Origin of the sequence: Kitasatospora sp. NPDC087314, from assembly GCF_044744365.1 — a bacterium.
GTDB lineage: Bacteria > Actinomycetota > Actinomycetes > Streptomycetales > Streptomycetaceae > Kitasatospora.
This window is the reverse complement of the sequence record NZ_JBIUYE010000028.1, coordinates 16,717-36,898: the sequence shown is the minus strand read 5'-3', so window position 1 is coordinate 36,898 and position 20,182 is coordinate 16,717. Positions and strand designations below refer to the sequence as shown.

Genomic DNA, 20,182 nt, shown 5'->3' with positions numbered 1-20,182 from the left:
GCAAATTCCGTCAAGCTGGGCTTTCCTCCAGGTGGTTGAGACCACCTCATGTACGGGCCGGGTGCCATCGAGTACCGTCCTCATCGTCGGGAGGTCCGCGACAGGCCGGAGGAGGCAGCCGTGCACCGGAACCGCGTGGCCGCGGCGCGGGCGTCCGCACCTCCCTCCCGGTCTTCCCCGCCGCCCGCCCAGGACCCGGACGCCTGGCGGGACTTCGGCGCCCGGCTGCGCCACTGGCGGCGCCGGGCCGGCCTCACCCAGGCCCAACTCGGCGCCGGCATCGGCTACGACCACACCGCGGTGAGCAAGATCGAGCACGGTGCCCGCCGGGTCACCCCGCGGATCGCCGACCGGATCGACGAACTTCTCGGCGCCGGTGGTGACCTGCGCGCCGCGTGCCAGCGTGCCGAGACCGCCGAGCTGCCCTCGCTGGCGGCCTTCGCGCCGGGCCTGCTCCGGCCCCCGCTGCCCACGGCCGCGAGCGGGCCCGGCGGCCCGGTCCGGTGGACCGCCCCCGCCCAGCCGCCACCGCGGCTGCCCGACTACGGCCTGCTCTGCCCGCTGCACGGCGCCGACGGTTGTGACGTCCCCGACCCGGTCGAACTCGCGGCCCTGCACGCCGAGTTCTGCGCCGCCGACCCGGCCGCCGCGCCGCCCCTGGACACCGCCACCGCACACGCCCTGACCGGGCTGCTCGCCGCCCACCTGCGCTCCGGCGAGACCGGCGGACTGCCGGGCCTGGCCGCCGCCGTCGAACGCACCCTGCAGGCCGTGCTCGCCCGGCTCGCCGCGGCCTCCGCGGCGCAGCGCCGCCCGCTCGCCCGGCTCGCCGCCGAACACGCCCACGCCGCGGGCGCGCTGCGGATGCAGTACGGCCGCAACGCCACCGCGATGGCCTGCTTCGACCGTGCGCTCGCCTGGGCCGAGCTGGCCGGGGACCAGGCCACCCAGGTCGCCGCGCTCAGCGACATGAGCACCCTCGCCCGGCTGGACGGCGACCCGGCCGCAGCCTTCGGCTACGCCCGGGAGGTCGGCCGCGCCGCCCCCGGCCGGCACTGGTCCGGCGCGATGGGCCAGATCGGCCAGGCCCGCGCGCTCGCCCTCACCGGCGACGTCCGGGCCACCATCCGGCACCTCGGCCGTGCCCGGCTGCACCTGGACCACATCGGTGCCCGGGACGAGGACGACGCACCCTGGCTCTCCATCGCCTCGATGCGGCTGCGGGTGGAGTCCGGCGCGGCCGCCGCCCTGCGCGACCTCGCCGCGGTCGTCGACGACCCCCGGCTGGCCCGGCGCGCGCTGACCGCCGCCGAGACCGCGCTCGATCTGCTCGGCCCGGCGCAGCTGCCCTCCAGCCGACTGCTGTTCACCGTCCGGGTGGCGGACTGCCACGCCTGCGCGCACGACCCCCAGACGGCCGTCGAACTGCTCGGGCCCACTCTGGAGACCGCCCCGGTCGAGGCCCTGCCGGCCCTGGTCGGGTACGAGCTGCGCGGCCTGCGCGACCGTCTCGCGGCGCATCGGCCGGACACGGCGCGGCGGCTGGCGGAGCCGGCGGGATCGTGGCGGTCGGCGGCGATCGCGCCGTCCGCGGCCCGGGTGCGACCCGGCCCGCTGTCGCCCGGTCGGTCTCGTCGGACCGAAAAGTTGACCGGCGGCCTCGTGTGCCGGGCGAGCGCGGGTTCCACCGGACGGGACGGGCGGGATCGACGGGGGCGCGCAACGGTGCTCGGCGCACGATCTGGCCGCCCACGCGCCGGCCTCTCTCGCGCATACTGACGAACGCGCCCCCTTTGCGCCGGTCAAACGTCAACTTTGTGCACAGATCTTCCGCCGATCGGGTCATTCATGGCGTTAACACGTCGAATGACTGCACCGGCTGACGGGTCCCGCTAGAGTCTCTGACGTTTCCAGTCGTTAGTCCGCGAATAACCAAGGGGGCGTGTGCTGTCCGCCATTGCACGCCGGCTCGCTCATCCGCTTCTGCTCCTAGGGGTGCTGTGCACGGCCGTCGCCACGCTGCACTTCCACTGGGAGCCCGACCGGGTCTCCCCGCTCGTGCTGATCGGAATCCTCGGGTACCTGGCCGTGCTGGAACGGGTGATCCCGTACCGGACCGACTGGCATCCGAGCAGGCGTGAACTCGGCTGTTACACCGTGTACTTCGTGCTGAGCATGGTCGGTGGCGCACTCGCGCAGGGGCTGGTGACGGCGCTGGTGGAGGTACTCGGGCCGGCGCATCCGGCACTCCCGTTCGCGGTGGAGATCCCGCTCGCCCTGCTGGTCGGCTCGCTCGGCGACTACCTCGTCCACCGCTGGTCGCACCACAACCGCTGGCTCTGGCGTCTGCACGGCGTACACCACGTGCCGGACAAGGTGAATGTGGCGAACAACGGTGTGAACCATTTCCTGGACGTGTTCGTCGCGCAGTCCGTGGTGCAACTCTCGCTGGCGCTGATCGGATTCTCTGCGGAATCGGTGTTCGCGGTCGGAATATTCATTCTTGCGCAGGGGTATTTCGTTCACGCGAACATCGACGTCCGCCTCGGAGCGCTCGGTCACCTGCTGGCCGGCCCCGAGCTCCACCGACTGCACCACAGCACCGACCTCGCCGAGGCCGGGCACTACGCCTCCGACCTCTCGCTGTGGGACCACGTGTTCGGCAGCTTCACCTGGCGCCCCGGCCGGGTGCCCACCGCCGTCGGCCTCGCCGATCCGGCCGCCTTCCCGGCCACCGGCGAGCTGGGCGCCACCCTGCTGCACCCCTGGCGCCGGATAAAGACCACCGAGCCGTCCGTCTGACTCGGCCGGCGAGGCCGCCTCCTCCGCCCGTGTCCGCGCCGCCACGCCCTCACCCTCGGATTGGATCATGACCACCTCGCCCTTCGCCGTGCCCTGTGACCGGATCGCGATCACCGGCATCGGTTGCCGCCTGCCGGGACACGCCAACGACCACCGGACCTACTGGCGCAACCTCGTCGAAGGCCGGGACTGTCTCACCGCGACACCCGCCGACCGCTACGACACCGGCACGCTCGGCAGTCGGGACCGGTCCAAACCGGGGCGCCTGACCGGTGGCCGGGGCGGTTACATCGACGGCTTCGACACCTTCGACCCGGACTTCTTCGGCATCAGCCCGCGCGAGGCCGAGCACATGGACCCGCAGCAGCGCAAGCTCCTGGAGGTCAGCTGGGAGGCCCTGGAGGACGGCGGCCTGCGCCCCGGAGAACTGGCCGGCCGCGACGTCGGCGTCTACATGGGGGCCTTCACCCTCGACTACAAGATCCTGCAGTTCGCCGACCTCGACTTCCGCACGCTCGCCGCGCACACCGCCACCGGCACCATGATGACGATGGTGTCCAACCGGATCTCGCACTGCTTCGACTTCCGCGGCCCCAGCGTGTCGATCGACACCGCCTGCAGCTCCTCCCTGGTCGCGGTCCACCTCGCCTGCCAGAGCCTGCTCCGCGGCGAGACCGAACTCGCGCTGGCCGGCGGCGCGTTGCTGCACATGGCGCCGCAGTACACGATCGCCGAGACCAAGGGCGGCTTCCTCTCCACGGACGGCCGCTCACGTGCCTTCGACGCCTCCGCCGACGGCTACGTCCGGGCCGAGGGCGTCGGTGTGGTCGTCCTCAAGCGGCTGTCGGACGCGCTGCGCGACGGCGACCCGGTGCACGCCGTCATCCTCGGCAGCGGCGTCAACCAGGACGGGCGCACCAACGGCATCACCGTCCCCAGCGCGGACGCCCAGGTGACCCTGATCGAACGAGTGTGTGCCGAGGCCGGGGTGCTGCCCGGCAGCCTGCAGTACGTCGAGGCGCACGGCACCTCCACGCCCGTCGGCGACCCGATCGAGGCCGCCGCGCTCGGCCGGGTGCTCGGCATCGGCCGCCGCCCCGGCGCCCGCTGCTACGTCGGCTCGGTGAAGACCAACATCGGGCACACCGAGGCCGCGGCCGGCGTCGCCGGGCTGATCAAGACCGCCCTCGCCCTCAAGCACCGGCGGATCCCGCCGCACCTCAACCTGGAGCGGCCCAACCCCGGCATCGACCTGGACGCGCTGCCCTTCGACATCCCGACCACCCCGGTCGACTGGCCCGAGCACGACGGGCCGGCCCGGGCCGGCGTCAACTCCTTCGGTTTCGGCGGCACCAACGCGCACGTCCTGCTGGAGGAGCCGCCGCACCCCGCGCCCGCCGCCCCGGCCCCGCAGCCGGCCTGCACGGTGCTGCCGCTGAGCGCCAAGGACGCCGCCGGGCTGCCCGAACTCGCCGCCGGCGTCCGGCAGGAGCTCGCCGCCGGGGTGCCGCTCGCCGACCTCGGCCACACCCTGGCCCACCGCCGCCAGCACCTGCCCGAGCGGCTCGCAGTGGTCTACTCCACGCAGGAGGAACTGGACGAGGCACTGGCCGCCCACGAGCGCGGCGAGGCGCACCCCCGGGTGCTCCAGGGACGCGCGCGGGAGCGCGGGCAACGGCGCCTCGCCTGGGTGTTCACCGGCATGGGCCCGCAGTGGTGGGGCATGGGCCGGGGCCTGTACGAGAACGAGCCGGTCTACCGGGCGGCCGTCCAGGCCTGCGACCGGGAGATCCGCGAGCAGGCCGGCTGGTCGCTGCTCGACGAGATGCACCGCGACGAGGCCGACTCACGGATGACCGAGACCTGGCTCGCCCAGCCCGCCAACTTCGCCGTCCAGCTGGGCCTCTCCGCACTCTGGCGCAGCCACGGCCTGCGCCCCGACGCGGTGGTCGGGCACAGCACCGGCGAGGTCGCCGCCTTCCACGAGGCCGGGGTGTACGACCTGGCCGACGCCGTCCGGGTGGTGCTGGCCCGCAGTCGCCTGCAGCAGCGGCTGGCCGGCACCGGCACCATGCTCGCCGTCGGCCTCCCGGAGGCGGAGGCGGAGCGGCGGATCCGCCCGTACCGCACCCGGGTCTCGCTGGCGGCCGCCAACAGCCCCTCCACCGTGACCCTGGCCGGCGACACCGACGCGCTGCGCGAACTCGCCGAGGAACTGCGCGGGCAGGAGGTGTTCACCCGCTTCCTGGACGTCGAAGTCCCCTACCACAGCGTGCGGATGGACCCGATCCGGGACGAGCTGACCGCCGCGCTCGCCGTGCTCAAGCCCAACGAGGCCCGACTGCCGCTCTACCTCACCGCCCGCGAGGGCCTCGCCCGCGGCCCCGAACTCGACGCCGAGTACTGGTGGCGCAACGTCCGCAACCCGGTGCGCTTCCGGGCCGCCGTCGAGCGGATGGCCGAGGACGGGCACGGCCTGTTCCTGGAGCTCGGCCCGCACCCGGTGCTCGGCCACGCGATCCGCGAGTGCGTCGACGGCGCGCACACCCTGCCGTCCATCCGCCGCCGTGCCGACGAGTCCGCCTGCTTCACCCGCAGCCTGGCCGAACTCCACACCCTGGGCGCCGAGGTGGACTGGAGCGCGCTGCACCCGAGCGGTCGGCCGGTGCCGCTGCCCGGCTACCCGTGGCGGCGCGACCGGTACTGGGTCGAGCCGCCCGCCGTCCGGCAGGTCCGGCTCGGCGAGGTCGACCACCCGCTGCTCGGCCGCCGTACCGCGAGCGCCCAGCCCGCCTGGACCACCGCGCTCGACCCCGAGCGGCTGCCCTACCTGGCCGACCACCGGATCGAGGGCCAGGTGGTCTTCCCGGCGGCCGGGTACCTGGAGATGGCCGCCCAGGCCGTCCGCGCGCTCACCGGAGGCACCGACGTGGTGATCGCCGAGGTCGAGCTGAACCGGGCGCTGTTCCTCTCCGACACCGAGCCCGTTCCCGTCCAGCTCGGCTACGCCCCGGAGGACGCCCGCTTCACCATCGCCTCCACCCCGGCCGGCGGCGAGCCGGTGGTGCACGCCGGCGGCCGGGTACGGGTCGGCCAGCGCCGCGCCCACGGGCCGGCCCTGGACGCCGAGGTGATCCGCTCGCACGGGCGGCGCTTCGACGGCCCGGACTGCTACCGGGGCCTCGCCGCCCGCGGCTACGACTACGGGCCCGCCTTCCAGGCCATCCAGGAGGTGTGGGTCGGCCCCGGCGAGGCGCTCGCCCGGATCGGCCCGACCGGCCGGCTCGGCCGCGACGCCGCCGACCACCACCTGCACCCGGTGCTGCTCGACGCCTGCTTCCAGACCCTGCTCACCACCCGGCTGCTCGCGCCCGAGGGCGGCGGTGTCCGGCTGCCGGTGTCCATCGAGGAGGTCCGGCTCGACGAGATCGGCGACCGGCCGATCTGGGCGCACGCCACCGTCACCCGGGACGGCGGCGAGGAGATCGTCGGCGACCTGGCCCTCTACGCCGAGGACGGCACCCCGCTCGGCCGGATCACCGGCTTCCGCGCCGCCGACGTCGCCCAGGCCCCGGCCTCGGTCGGCCTCGCCACCATCGACGGCTGGCTCACCGAACTCGCCTGGGTGGACGCCCCGGCGGCGCCCGCCGCCGCCGACCCCGGCGACCTGCTGCTGTTCGCCGACGCCGGCGGCCTCGCCGAACGCCTCGCCGCGCTGGCGGCCGAGCGCGGCGCCCGCTGCCACCTGGTCCGGCCGGGCGCCGGCTACCGGCCGGGCGACGGGCACAGCACCGTCCGCCCCGACTCCGCCGAGGACCTCACCCGGCTCCTCGCCGACCTCGACCCCGGCTACCGCACCGTCGTCCACCTCTGGAACCTCGACCAGCCCGCGCTCGACGCCACCACGGCCGACCGGCTCGACCAGCTCGCCGGCCTCGGCGCGTACGCGCTGATCGCCCTCGCCCAGACCCTGCCCACCGCCTGCCCGGACGCCCGGCTGCACATCGTCACCCGGGGCACCCAGGCCGCCGCCCCCGGCGACCGGGTCGAACCGCTCGGCGCACCCGCCTGGGGCATCGGACGCGTGCTGTGGCAGCAGGAACTCGTCGCCCAGCGCGGCACCCTGATCGACCTCGACCCCGCCGTCGACCCCCTCGACCAGGCCGAGGCACTGCTCGGTGAACTCGCCGCCCGCGACGAGCAGGAGATCGCCCTGCGGGCCGGGCGGCGCCGCACCAGCCGGCTCCGCCAGGCCGAAGGACTCACCCGCCCGCTGCCGCCGGTCCTGCGCCCCGACGGCAGCTACCTGGTCACCGGCGCGTTCGGCGCCCTCGGCCGGCTGCTCTGCCGCGCGCTGGTACGGCGCGGCGCCCGGCGGCTGATCCTGGTCGGCCGCACCACGCTGCCCGAGCCCGCGCAGTGGCCGCACACCGACCCCGACAGCGCCGCCGGCCGGCGGATCGCCTTCCTGCGCGAACTGCAGGCACTCGGCGCCTCGCCGCTGCTCGCCCCGGTCGACGTCACCGACGAGGCGGCCCTCGCCGGCTGGCTCGCCGACTACCGTGAGCGCCAACTCCCGCCCATCCGCGGCGTGTTCCACCTCGCCGGGCAGGTCAAGGACGTGCTGGTCCCGCAGATGGACCGGGCCGCCTTCGACGCCGGGTACGCCCCCAAGGTGGTCGGCGGCCACCTGCTGCACCGGCTGCTGCACGACGAACCGCTCGACCACTTCGTGCTGTTCGCCTCCGTCGCCTCGCTGCTCACCACCGCCGGGCAGACCAACTACGCGGCCGGCAACGCCTTCCTGGACTCCCTCGCCCACCACCGCCGGGCCGCCGGGCTGCCCGCGCTCAGCCTCGACTGGGGCCCGTGGGCCACCGGCATGATCGAGGAACTGGGCCTGGTCGCCCACTACCGCGACGCCCGCGGCATGAGCTCGCTCCCGCCGGACGCCGGAACGGCCGTGCTGGAGCGCGTCCTCGGCCAGGACCGGGCCCAGCTGCTGGTCGCCACCGTGGTCGACTGGCCGACCTTCCTCGCCTGGTACCCCGCGCCGCCGCCGCTGGTCGCCGAGCTGGCCGCGGCCGCCGCCGAGCAGGTCCCCGCCGAGACCGGCGGCTTCCTGGACGCCTACCGCACGGCCGATCCGCAGGCCCGGCGGCAGCTGGTGGCCGAGCGGTTCACCGCCGCCGCGGCGGCCGTGCTGCGGATCGGCGTCGAGCGGATCGACCTGGACACCAGGCTCGGCGCGCACGGCCTGGACTCGCTGCTCGCGATGGAGCTGCGGGCCCGGGTGCACGGCGAACTGGGCGTCGCCCTGCCCGTGGTGGCGCTGCTCAGCAACGGCACCGTCGGCGACCTGGTCGACCTGCTCGGCGCGGGCCTGACCGAGCGGCTCGCCGACGAGGGCGGCCCGGCGCAGGCCGAGGTCGAGCTGTACACCGACGAGTCCCGCTACCCGCTCACCCACAACCAGCAGGCGCTCTGGTTCCTGCGCCAGCTCCACCCGGACGGCTTCGCGTACAACATCGGCGGCGCCGTCGAGGTGCGCGCCGAACTCGAACCGGAGCTGGTCTTCGCCGCCTTCCGCACGCTGGTCGCCCGGCACCCCGGGCTGCGGGCCGCCTTCACCGCCGAGGAGGGCCGGCCGCTCCAGCGGATCCGCGCGGAGGTCGCGGCCGACACCCGGCTGTTCGACGTCGAGGGCCGCCCGTGGGAGGAGATCCACGAGCTGATCGTCGCCGAGTACCGCCGGCCGTACGACCTCGCGAACGACCCGCTGGTCAGGCTGCGGCTGTTCCGCCGCGGACCCGACCGCTGGGTGCTGATGAAGGCCGTCCACCACATCGTCTCGGACGCGATCTCCACCTTCACCTTCATCGAGGAGCTGTTCGAGGTCTACGAGGCGCTGCGCAAGGGCGCCACCCCCGAACTCCCCGCCGTGGCCGCCCGCTACCTCGACTTCCTGAACCACCAGAACCGCTTCCTGGCCGGCCCCGACGCCCGGCGGATGCTCGACTACTGGCGCGGCCACCTGCCGTCGGAGATGCCCGTCCTCGCGCTGCCCACCGACCGGCCCCGGCCGGCGGTGCAGACCCACAACGGCGCCTCCGAGTTCTTCCAGCTCGACGCCGACCTGACCGCCCGCGTCCACGAGCTGGCCCGCGCGCACCACGCGACCCCGTTCATGGTGCTGCTCAGCGCCTACTACCTGCTGCTGCACCGCTGGTCGGGGCAGCAGGACATCGTGGTCGGCAGTCCGGTCACCGGCCGCACCCAGGAGGAGTTCGCCGCCGTCTACGGCTACTTCGTCAACCCGCTGCCGCTGCACGTCAGCCTGGCCGGGGAGCCGACCGTGGCCGACCTGCTGGGCCGGGTGCGGGAGAGCGTGCTCGGCGGCCTGGACAACCAGGAGTACCCGTTCCCGCTGCTGGTCGAGCAGCTGGGGCTGCAGCACGACCCCAGCCGCTCGGCGGTGTTCCAGGCGATGTTCATCCTGCTCACCCACAAGGTCGCCGTGGAGCGCTTCGGATACCGCCTGGAGTACATCGAACTCCCGGAGGAGGAAGGGCAGTTCGACCTCACGCTGTCCGCCTACGAGGACCGCGCGGACGGCTGCTTCCACTGCGTGTTCAAGTACAACTCCGACCTCTTCGAGCCCGCCACCGTGCAGCGGCTGGCCGCGCACTACCGCAACCTGCTGGACGCGATGACCCGGGCCGGCGCCGACCGCCCGGTCGGCCGGCTGCGGATGCTCGACGAGGCCGAACGCCGCCGCATCCTCACCGGGTTCAGTGGCGCCGACCGGCGGCTGGACCACGACACCCCGGTGCCCGAACTGATCGCCAAGGCCGCCGCCGAACACCCCGAGGCCATCGCCGTCACCGCCCCCGGCCCGGCCGGCGTGCGCCGCCTCAGCTACGGCGAACTCGACCGGCGGGCCCAGCGGACGGCCCTGCGGCTGCGCGAACTCGGCGTCGGGGAGGGCTCGGTGGTCGCGGTCTGCCTGGGCAAGTCGCCCGAGCTGATCGTCACCCTGCTGGCGATCTGGCGGGCCGGCGCCGCCTACCTGCCGCTCGACCCCGGCCACCCGGCCGACCGGCTCGCCTACCAGGTGGCCGACGCCGGCGCCGCCCTGGTCGTCGTCGACGAGCGGAAGCCGCACGGCGCCGAACTGCCCGCCCGGCCGGTCACCCTGGAGGACCTCGACCGGCCCGCCGCCGAGACCGGCTCGCTGCCCGCCGCCGACCCGGACCGCCCCGCCTACGTCATCCACACCTCCGGCTCCACCGGCCGCCCGAAGGCCGTACGGGTCGACCACCGCAACCTGGCCGCCGTCACCGCGGGCTGGCGCTCCGAGTACCGCCTCGACACCGAGGCCCGGGTGCACCTGCAGATGGCCGGGACCGCCTTCGACGTGTTCTCCGGTGACCTCGCCCGGGCGCTGAGCACCGGCGGCACCCTCGTCCTGGTCGACCGCGACCTGCTGTTCGACACCGCCCGGCTCCACCGCACCATGCGCGAGGAGGCCGTCGACTGCGGCGAGTTCGTGCCCGCCGTCGCCCGTGCCCTGCTGGCCCACTGCGAACGCGAGGGCCTGCGGCTGGACTTCCTGCGGCTGCTGGTCGTCGGCTCGGACTCCTGGAAGACCGCCGAACACCAGCGGCTGCGCGCCCTGTGCGGACCGGACACCCGGCTGGTCAACTCCTACGGCCTGACCGAGGCCACCATCGACACCAGCTACTACGAAGGCGCGGCGGACGCGCTGGAACCCGGCCGGATGGTGCCGATCGGACGGCCCTTCCCCAACAGCACGCTGTACATCCTCGACCCGTACGGCGAACCGGTACCGCCGGGCGTGGCGGGCGAGTTGTGGATCGGCGGCGCGGGCGTCGCGGCCGGCTACCCCAACGACCCGGAGCAGACCGCCCAGCGCTTCACCGCCCTGGAACTCGACGGCCCGCCCGCGCGGCTCTACCGCACCGGCGACCTCGGCCACTGGGACACCCACGGCACCGCCCACCTGCTCGGGCGGATCGACAACCAGGTCAAGGTGCGCGGCCACCGGATCGAGATCGGCGAGATCGAGGCCCACCTCGCCGCCCGCCCCGAACTCGCCCAGGTCTGCGTGACGGTCCGCCAGGACGCGACCGGGGAGAGCGTGCTGGCCGCCTACCTGGTACCCGCCGAAGGGGCGGCACTGGACCGCCGGGAGCTGCGGCGCCACCTCGCCGAGCACCTGCCCACCGTGATGATCCCCTCCCACCTCACCGAACTCCCCGCCCTGCCGCTCACCCCCAACGGCAAGGTCGACGTGGCCGCCCTGCCCGAACCCCGGGTCGACACCGGCGGCGAACGGCACGAACCGCCCGTCACCCTCTACGAGCAGCGCACCGCCGAGCACTGGCAGAACCTGCTCGGCGTGGAGGAGGTCGGCCTCCAGCACGACTTCTTCGAACTCGGCGGCAGCTCCATCCGGCTGATCGAGCTGATCCACCACCTGCAGACCGAGTTCAACATCAGCATCCCGGTCGGCCTGCTCTTCAAGGTCACCACCCTGCACGGCATGGCCCGCACGCTGGAGCAGATCATCACCGGCGAGGTCGCCGGCGGACAGCCGTACCTCTGGTTCAACCCCGCCGCGCCGCAGGAGCGGACGGTCTTCTGCTTCCCGCCGGCCGGCGGCCACGGCCTGGTCTACCGCCAGCTCGCCGCCCACCTGCCCGACCACCGGCTCGCCGCCTTCAACTACCTCACCGGCGACGACAAGACCGCCCGCTACGCCGACCTGGTCGAGGAACTGCACGAGGAGGGGCCGTACGTCCTGCTCGGCTACTCGCTCGGCGGGAACCTCGCCTTCGAGGTGGCCAGGGAGCTCGAACGCCGTGGCCGGACGGTCGGCTCCGTCCTGGTGGTGGACTCCTACCGGATCCCCGAGCCCTTCGACCTCGGCGCGGAGCACCTGGCCGTCTTCGAGCGCGAACTCCACGAACACCTGCACCGGCACACCGGCTCCCGGATCGTCGCCCAGGAGACCCTCGAACAGGCCCGGGACTACCTGGAGTTCTGCAGCCGCACGCCCAACCTGGGCACCGTCGACGCCCCGCTCAACGTGCTCTGCGAACCCGACCGGCTGGCGCTGCACGCGGGTGGCGAACGCGGCTCCTGGCACGGCGCCTCCACCGCCGGCACCGCCGTCTACGCCGGCCACGGCAGCCACGCCGAGATGCTGGACGCCGAGTTCGCCGCCCGCAACGCCGAACTCGCGGGCGCCATCCTGGCCGGAGGCACCGCCGATGGCCGGGCCTGACCGCGGACCGGACTGGTCGGAAAGGGAGCGGGCCCCCGGCGGCCCGCCCCGGGTCATCGTCATCGGCGCCGGCATCGGCGGCCTGGCCACCGGCTGCTACGCGCAGATGAGCGGCCTGGAGACCCGGATCTTCGAGAAGCACTCGCTGCCCGGCGGCTGCTGCACCGCGTGGTCCCGGCACGGCTACCTGTTCGACTACTGCATCGACTGGCTGATCGGCACCGCCGAGGGCACCGGCGCGCACCAGGTGTGGCGCGAACTCGGCGCCCTCGACGGCAAGTCCATCACCCGCTTCGACGTGTTCAACCGCGTCGTCGACGAACACGGCCGCGCCGTCACCTTCTTCGGGGACCCGGACCGGCTGGAACGGCACCTGCTGGCCACCGCCCCCGGCGACGCCAAGCCGATCCGCGCCTTCTGCCGGGACCTGCGCCGCTTCGCCGCCATCGACCTGCCCTGGGACCTCACCCCGCCACCCCTGCGCGGCACGGCCGAACGGCTGCGCACCCTGCGCACCGTACTGCCCGCGTTCCGGCTGTTCTGGCGCACCGCGACGACCCCGATGAGCGGCTTCGCCGAGCGCTTCCAGGACCCGCTGCTGCGCCGGGCGCTGCCCAACATGTTCCTGCAGGAGCCGGCCGGCTTCCCGCTGCTGCCCTACTTGTACACCCTGGCCGCCGCGCACAACGGCAACGCGGGCTTCCCGCAGGGCGGTTCGCTCGGTCTGGCCCGCTCGGTGGAGGAGCGCTACACCTCGCTCGGCGGGACGATCGGCTACCGCTGCCGGGTCGAGCGGATCCTGGTCGAGGGCGACCGTGCGATCGGTGTCGAACTCCGGGACGGCTCACGGCACTTCGCCGACCACGTGGTGGCCGCCTGCGACGGTCCGACGGTCCTCGACCGGCTGCTGGAGGGCCGGTACTCCAGCCCCACCGTCGACCGGCTGTACGGCGAACTGCTCGACAAGCCCGGCAACCTCTACCCGGCCGTGGTCTCCGCCTTCGTCGGCATCGACGGCCCGCTGCCGGAGGGCGAACCGCACAGCACCACCTACCTGCTGTCGGCCGAACAGGGGGCCCGGCTGCCGGGATCGCTCCAGCACAGCCTGGTCGTCCAGCTGCGCTCCGCCTACGCGGACGGCTTCGCGCCGCCCGGCAAGTCGGTGCTGCACTGCACCTACTTCAGCGACTACCGCTCCTGGAAGGACCTGCGGGTCGCGGACCGCCGCGCCTACCGGGCCCGCAAGCAGGAAGTCGCCGCGTTCGTCCGGGAGTTCCTGGAGCGGACGTACCCCGGGCTCGGCCGCCGGATCGAACTGGTCGACGTCGCCTCGCCGGTGACCACCGAGCGCTTCACCGGCAACACCTACGGCAGCATCCTCGCCTGGCAGGCCTTCTCCGAGGCCGAGGACGCCGCCAACCGCCTGGTCAACCGGGACCGGATGCGGCTGCCCGGCCTGCGCGGCTTCTCCATGGCCGGGCAGTGGACGGCCCTCGGCGGCCTGATCCGCGCCGCCACCAGCGGCCGGTACGCCGCGCAGTACCTCTGCCGGGAGCTCGGCCGGCCGTTCCGGGCCTGGCCCAGTGACAACCGGGAACCCTGGCACGCGGGCAAGTGGGGCCGCCTGCCGCAACTCGACCGGGCCACCGTGGGAGTTCCGGAATGAGCACCAGCAGGCAGACCATGGTGATCGTCGGCGGCGGGCTCGGCGGCCTGTCCACCGGCTGCTACGCGCAGATGAACGGCTACCGCACCAGGGTCCTGGAGATGCACGAGCTGCCCGGCGGCTGCTGCACCGCCTGGGACCGGGGCGAGTTCACCTTCGACTGCTGCGTGAGCTGGCTGCTCGGCAGCGGCCCCGGCAACGAGATGCACCAGATCTGGCTCGAACTCGGCGCACTGCAGGGCAAGCTGATGCGCAACTTCGACGTCTTCAACGTGGTGCGCACCCGGGACGGCCGGGCCGTCTACTTCTACTCCGACCCGGACCGCCTCGAAGCGCACCTGCTCGAGCTCGCCCCGGAGGACGCCCGCCAGATCCGGCAGTTCTGCGCCGGGTTGCGCAAGTTCCGGCTGGCCCTGGCTCGTTACCCCTTCCTCAAGCCGGTCGGACTGATGGGCCGCTGGGAGCGCTGGCGGATGCTGGCCTCCTTCCTGCCGTACTTCAACGTCATCCGCCGCTCGATCACCGTGCTGATGAGCGACTACTCGGCGCGGTTCAGCAGCCCGCTGCTGCGCGAGGCGTTCAACTTCATCCTCTACGAGAAGCACCCGAACTTCCCGGTGCTGCCCAGCTACTTCCAACTCGCCTCGCACGCCGGGTTGTCGGCCGGGGTGCCGGAGGGCGGATCGCTCGGGCTGGCCCGCTCGATCGAGGAGCGCTACCGGCGGCTCGGCGGCGAGATCACGTACAACACCAAGGTGACCGAGATCCTGGTCGAGGACGACCGGGCCGTCGGGGTCCGGCTGAGCGACGGCCGGGAGGTGCGCGCCGACATCGTGGTGGCGGCCTGCGACGGGCGCACCACCATGCTGGACCTGCTCAAGGGCCGCTACCTCAACGACACCTACCGCCGCCTGTACACCCGGACCATCACCGAGCCCGGCATGGTCTTCCCCGGCTACCTGACCGTCTTCCTCGGTCTGCGCCGCCCCTTCCCGGCGGGCGACCCGTGCACCACCTACCTGCTGGAGGACGAGGTCGCCGAGCGGCTCACCGGCATCCGGCACCCCAGCATCAACATCCAGTTCCGCAGCCGCCACTACCCCGAGCTGTCGCCCGCCGCGACGACCGTCGTGTACGCCAGCTACTTCTGCGACATCGCCCCCTGGCGGGAGTTGAGCACCGGGCCCGAGCAGGCGCCCCGGATGCGGCGAGGGGAGGAGCTGCACACCCTGCCGGTGGGCCGGGGTCGCGAGTACCAGCGGGAGAAGCGCCGGGTGCGGGACGCCGTCATCGACTTCCTGGACGGACACCACCCGGGCCTGCGGGACGCGGTGGCCGTCAAGGACGTCTCCACCCCGCTCACCCAGGTCCGCTACACCGGCAACTACGACGGCACGGTGCTCGGTTGGCAGCCCTTCGTCGAGAGCGGCGAGACCCTGGAGGAGGAGATCAAGCGCAACGGACCCGGGCTGCCGGGCCTGGCGAACTTCTACCTCTCCGGTGTCTGGGCGACCACCGGCGGCCTGATCCGCGCGGCCGCCGCAGGTCGGCACGTGGTCCAGTTCGTCTGCCGCGACGACGGCAGACCGTTCACCGCCACGGTGGACGACACCGCTCCGCCGCCCACCCTGCTCGTCGAACCGGTCGGGCCCGTCGACCGACAGTTTGGAGTCACCTCATGAGGATCGAGAAGTGGATCGTCCGCGAGCACGTGGACGGCGTCCCGGATGTCGAGCGGATATACCAGAAGGTCGTCGAGGAGGTGGACGTCAGCCTCGCCGCGGACGAGATGCTGCTGCGGACGCGGTACGTCTCGGTCGACCCGTACCTGCAGGGGATCGCCCTGGACACCCCGATCGGCGACCACATGGGCGCGGACTCGATCATGGAGGTCCTGGAGGCCGGGCCGGCCGCGCCCTTCGCCGTCGGCGACCTGGTCCAGGGCTTCGGCGGCTGGCGCAGCCACGTGATCAGCAACGGCGCCCCCGCGCTCTGGCAGACCGGCACCTTCCCGATGGTGTTCCCCGCCTACCGGCGGCTCGACCGGGCCGACTACGACGAGGCCCTGCCGCTCTCCACCGCCCTCGGCGTGCTCGGCGGCCCCGGGATGACGGCCTGGGGCACGATGGAGAAGTTCCTGGACGTCCGCCCCGGGGACACCGTGCTGGTCAGCGGGGCCTCCGGGGCCGTCGGCTCGCTGGTCGGCCAGCTGGCCAGGCACCGCGGCGCCCGCGTCATCGGGACCACCGCCACCCCGGCCAAGGTCGCCCACCTGCTCGACCTGGGCTTCGACGCCGCGCTGCTCTACCGCGACGGCGACGACCCCGAGAAGCTGCGGGAGGAGCTCGCCGTGCTCGCCCCGGACGGCATCGACCGCTACTTCGACAGCCTCGGCGGTGCGCTCACCGACGTGGCCTTCACGATGCTCGCCGTCGACAGCCGGGTGGCCGTCTGCTGGCAGTGGGGGAGCCAGGTCGGCGGCGACTGGGCGGGCCCGCGGCTGCTGCCGATGATCATGTTCCCGCGCACCACCATCCGCGGCATCTTCTCGCTGGAGTGGTTCACCGAGGAGAACTGGTCCGCGCTGCGGCGGGAGTTGGGCGCCCTGGTGCGCAGCGGCGACCTCGACTACCAGGAGACCGTCCACCAGGGCTTCGACAACATCCCGGCGGTCTACCGCAGCCTGTACGTCGACCGCTCCGCGAACCGGGGCAAGGTGCTGGTCGAGGTCTGAGACACGCCTTAGGCGGGCCGGCCCCGGGGCGGGCGCCTTCGCGCGCCCGCCCCGGGGCCGTGGTGCTCAGTTCAGGGTGAACCAGGTGCTGCGGGACTTCTTCCACTCCGGGTGGGTGAGGTCCTTGGCGGCGGTGCCGTCGTTGTAGAGGTCGGCGGAGCCGTCGTCGGTGATCAGCTGGGCGCGGGCGCCGGGGGTGTCGAGGTTCGGCACGTCCGGGACGGCCTCCCAGGCGCCGGCGTCGCTGGTCGGCAGGTCGAGCAGCTTGACCGGCTTCGAGCCCGGCTGCCCGTTCCAGCGGTAGAGGGCGTACGGGGCGGAGTTGTCCTCGGCGGCCCAGGAGCCGGCCACGATCAGGTACTGTCCGAGGTCGTTGCGGCGCAGGTCGCGGATGGAGAGCCCGCCGAGGTCCAGCTCGATCGGCTCGCCGAAGGTCGCGTGTGCGGCCGAACCGTCCAGCAACGACGGGAGGTTGGTGACCGGCACGAGCAGCGCCCGGCCGCCGGTGACCGCCGGGGTGAGCGGCGCGCGGAAGCCGATGTACGCGGTGGTGGTGCTGCCGGGGGCGAACTCCAGGCCCTCGACGTTGAATCCGTCGATCTGCTTGGGAGCCTGCCCGTCCGCCGCGCCCGCGGCGAAGCCGTAGCGGTCGCCGTGGGCGGAGTCCCAGGCGATCAGGTCGTCGCGCAGGCCGTGGTGCGAACCGGCCAGGGAGAGCTGGGTGTTGGCGCCCGATCCGGTGACGGTGGTGGTGAACAGGGTGTGCCGGTCGGGCTTGACCTGGCCGTCCTTGTTGTTGCCGAGCGAGCCCGTCCAGTAGATGGTGTCGCCGACCCGGGTGGCGGCCTCGATGTCGATCTCCTTGGAGACGCCGAGTGCGTCGCTGAAGTCCCAGGTGCGGAGCGGCGCACCGGAGTTGTCGCGGTCGTACAGCCGCAGCACGTTGGACTCGTCGTCGCCGACCAGGATGTAGCCGCCGCCCGCGTCCACCGCGGCCGAGGCGTCGCTGGAGCCGGTCAGGTAGCGGCTGGCGGCCGGGTACTGGACGGCGGGGGAGGCGGCGTAGTGCAGGGTGCGGGTGGCGGTCTTGCCGCCCAGGCCGGTGACCTTGATGGTGAGGTCGGTGTAGCCGACGCCCTGTGCGGCGACCGTCAGGGTGCGGGTGCCGCCGGTGCCGGTCACCGCCACGTCGCCGGTCCGCGCGACGGCGCTGCGGGTGCTCGCGGAGGCGGCGACGGTCAGCGCCGAGGCGGTGGCCCCGCTCTGCGCGACCGTGACGGCCACGGTCGGGTCGCCGGTGGCGCCGACGGCGCCGGACAGGTACCCGGCCGAGAAGACGATGGTCGGAGTGCCGTACGAGGCCGCGGCGGCCGGGACGACCGGCAGGGCGAGCACGGGCACCGCCGCGACGGCGACGGCCAGCGGCAGCAGACGGCGGGGAGAACGGGTCACGGTGACAGCCCTTCGACGCGCGGAGAGGACGGGGGCGGTGCGGATCCGGACCAGCCTGGGCGGCCCCGGCGAACGCCGACCCTCCGTCAGCGGACCGGGCGGCGAACAGCAGGCCTCCAACGCCGGTCGTCGGGGGTCAGTCGCGGATGCCGGCGGCGCGCAGTCGGCGGCGGACGTCCTCCCACTCCGGGGTGACCGGCTCGGTCGACCGAGCACCGACACCCCGGTCCTTGAAGCCGCTGGACGTCGACACGCAGACCACCGGCCCGTCCACCGGGCCCTCGCCGTGGAGGCTGCGCAGCCCGGCGAGACCGGCCGCCGCGGACAGTTCCGTCCAGAGCCCGGCCCGGGCCAGTTCGGCCTGGGCGGCGGCGAGTTGGCCGTCGTCCAGGGTGAGCGCCCGGCCACCGCTCTCGCGGACGGCGACCACGCCCCGGTAGCCGCTGACCGGGGAGCCGATCGAGTACGCCTCGCTCGGTCCCACCGTCACCCGCGCCGCCGGGAGGCCCTGGCGGACGGCCTGGGCGAGCGGCGCGCCGGCCGCGGACTCGCAGGCGTGGATGCGCGGCACCCGGTCGGCCAGGCCGAGTCGGTGCAGTTCGCTGAAGCCCTTCCAGACGCCGAAGAGGAGCTCCCCGTAGCCGGTCGGCACGAACACCGCGCCCGGTACGCCGATGTCCCGGAAGATCTCGTAGGCGACGGTCTTGTAGCCCTCGGGGCCGTACGCGTGCCCGGTGTGGGTGGCGGTCAGGTTGCTGACCGGGTGCAGGCCCAGCCGGTCGACGACCTGCCGCAGCAGCGGCCAGCGGGCCTCCCACGGCACCGGCAGCACCACGGCGCCGTAGGCGTTGAGGAACGCGTCGACGGCCGGCGGCAGGTCCGGCCCGGTGAGCACCACGCAGCGCAGCCCGGCGCGAGCGGCGTAGGCGGCGGCGGAGGCGCCGTGGTTGCCGGAGGAGGCCACCGCGATTCCGGGCGCGCCGACGCCCACGGCCGCGCTGGTGGTGCAGCGGTTCAGCCGGTCCTTGTGGCTCCAGGTCGGGTTGCGGGTCTCGTCCTTGACGTACACCCCGGGTTCGAGCTCGACCAGCGGCGTGCCGCCCTCGCCCAGGCCCGGCGCGAGCAGCGGCGGCAGCAGCGGCGCCCACCGCTCCAGCCCGCCGCGCGGCGCCCCGGCGTCCGCCGCCGGGGCGAACAGGGCCGCCGCGTCGGCCTTCCGGTAGGCGTAGTCGACCTCGACGGGGTAGCCGAGGTCGGGCGTGCCGGTGCGCGGACAGCCTGCGGTGAGCGGGGGCCACAGTGGGTAGTCGAGGGTGGGATCGCCCAGGGAGCGCTGACCGGTTGCGAGGGAGCCGTCTGTCGCCATGTCAGGAGCTTAGGGCTTGTCCGACCGGCCCACCGCCGCCCGGTCCGGCGGAATTCCGGGTTCCGGCGGGCGCTACTGCTTCTGCCGGATGGCCGAGATGTCGAACTCCAGGACGACCTTGTCGCCGACCAGGACGCCGCCGCCCTCCAGCGCCGCGTTCCAGGTCACCCCGAAGTCCTTGCGGCTGATCGTCACCGCGCCCTCCAGGCCCACCCGCAGATTGCCGTAGGGGTCGACGGCGTTGCCCGTGTACTCGAAGTCGATGGTGACCGGGCGGGTGATGTCCTTGATGGTGAGGTCGCCGGTGACGCGGAAGTCGCTGCCGCCGTTCGGCTGGACCGCCGTGGTGACGAAGGTGATGGTCGGGAAGGTGGGTGCGTCCAGGAAGTCGTTGGTGCGCAGGTGCTGGTCACGCTGCTCGACGCCGGTGTCGATGCTCTCGGTCTGGACCGTCACCCGCGCGGTGGAGCGGGCCGGGTCGGCGCCGTCCAGGTGGGCGGCGCCCTCGAAGCTGTGGAACGCGCCGCGGACCTTGGTCACCATCGCGTGGCGTGCCACGAAGCCGATCCGGCTGTGGGCGGGGTCGAGGACGTAGTCCCCGGTGAGCTCGGGCAGGGAGACGGTCATGGTCGGCTTACCTCCTGGAGGTCTGCGAGGGGGCTGAGGAGTGCCTGAGGGGTGTCTGACCCTGGGGGGCTCCAACCTCGGTGGCGGTGCGTGCCCGGGTCGTTCCCGGACCACGCTAGGTGCTGCGCCCCGTCCCCGCCCGTCGAGTCCCGGGCCCGGTCCTTCCGGGCGAGTGCCGACCGGGCGTGCCGGGCAGGCTCACCGGGACAGCGGAGACGGACGACG

9 protein-coding genes are annotated in these 20,182 nt (G+C 73.7%); 6 read left to right on the top strand and 3 right to left on the bottom strand.

Features of this window, described 5'->3' with window-relative positions:
• Positions 1–120 precede the first annotated feature (120 nt).
• From ACIO5E_RS38460 to ACIO5E_RS38435, 6 genes are all read left to right on the top strand, one after another.
• Positions 121–1,779, top strand: a complete 1,659-nt coding sequence (locus ACIO5E_RS38460) for a helix-turn-helix domain-containing protein (protein ID WP_400677026.1) — start codon at positions 121–123, stop codon at positions 1,777–1,779.
• Between the two features lie 165 nt (positions 1,780–1,944).
• Complete coding sequence (locus tag ACIO5E_RS38455; RefSeq protein WP_400677023.1) at positions 1,945–2,802, top strand: sterol desaturase family protein; 858 nt, start codon at positions 1,945–1,947, stop codon at positions 2,800–2,802.
• 67 nt (positions 2,803–2,869) lie between these two features.
• Positions 2,870–12,112, top strand: a complete 9,243-nt coding sequence (locus ACIO5E_RS38450; RefSeq protein WP_400677020.1) for an amino acid adenylation domain-containing protein — start codon at positions 2,870–2,872, stop codon at positions 12,110–12,112.
• Complete coding sequence (locus ACIO5E_RS38445) at positions 12,099–13,778, top strand: phytoene desaturase family protein (RefSeq protein ID WP_400677017.1); 1,680 nt, start codon at positions 12,099–12,101, stop codon at positions 13,776–13,778. The genes ACIO5E_RS38450 and ACIO5E_RS38445 overlap by 14 nt, the downstream gene beginning before the upstream one ends.
• A gap of 17 nt (positions 13,779–13,795) precedes the next feature.
• The gene (locus tag ACIO5E_RS38440; RefSeq protein ID WP_400677065.1) at positions 13,796–15,460 is read left to right on the top strand and encodes a phytoene desaturase family protein; all 1,665 of its coding nucleotides are present in this window, start codon (positions 13,796–13,798) and stop codon (positions 15,458–15,460) included.
• Positions 15,457–16,512 carry an MDR family NADP-dependent oxidoreductase gene (locus ACIO5E_RS38435; protein ID WP_400677014.1) on the top strand — a complete coding sequence of 352 codons (1,056 nt, stop codon included), beginning with the start codon at positions 15,457–15,459 and terminating at the stop codon, positions 16,510–16,512. The genes ACIO5E_RS38440 and ACIO5E_RS38435 overlap by 4 nt, the downstream gene beginning before the upstream one ends.
• A 66-nt stretch (positions 16,513–16,578) precedes the next feature.
• Here ACIO5E_RS38435 and ACIO5E_RS38430 read toward each other — a convergent pair whose 3' ends face one another.
• From ACIO5E_RS38430 to ACIO5E_RS38420, 3 genes are all read right to left on the bottom strand, one after another.
• Positions 16,579–17,964: a hypothetical protein gene (locus ACIO5E_RS38430; RefSeq protein ID WP_400677011.1), complete on the bottom strand. Its 1,386-nt coding sequence runs from the start codon at positions 17,962–17,964 to the stop codon at positions 16,579–16,581.
• Between the two features lie 136 nt (positions 17,965–18,100).
• Positions 18,101–19,330 (bottom strand): pyridoxal-phosphate dependent enzyme, encoded by a 1,230-nt coding sequence (locus ACIO5E_RS38425; protein WP_400677008.1) that lies wholly within the window; start codon positions 19,328–19,330, stop codon positions 18,101–18,103.
• A gap of 72 nt (positions 19,331–19,402) precedes the next feature.
• Entirely contained in the window at positions 19,403–19,957 is a 555-nt protein-coding gene (locus ACIO5E_RS38420; protein WP_280685193.1) for a YceI family protein, read from the bottom strand.
• Between the last annotated feature and the right edge of the window lie 225 nt (positions 19,958–20,182).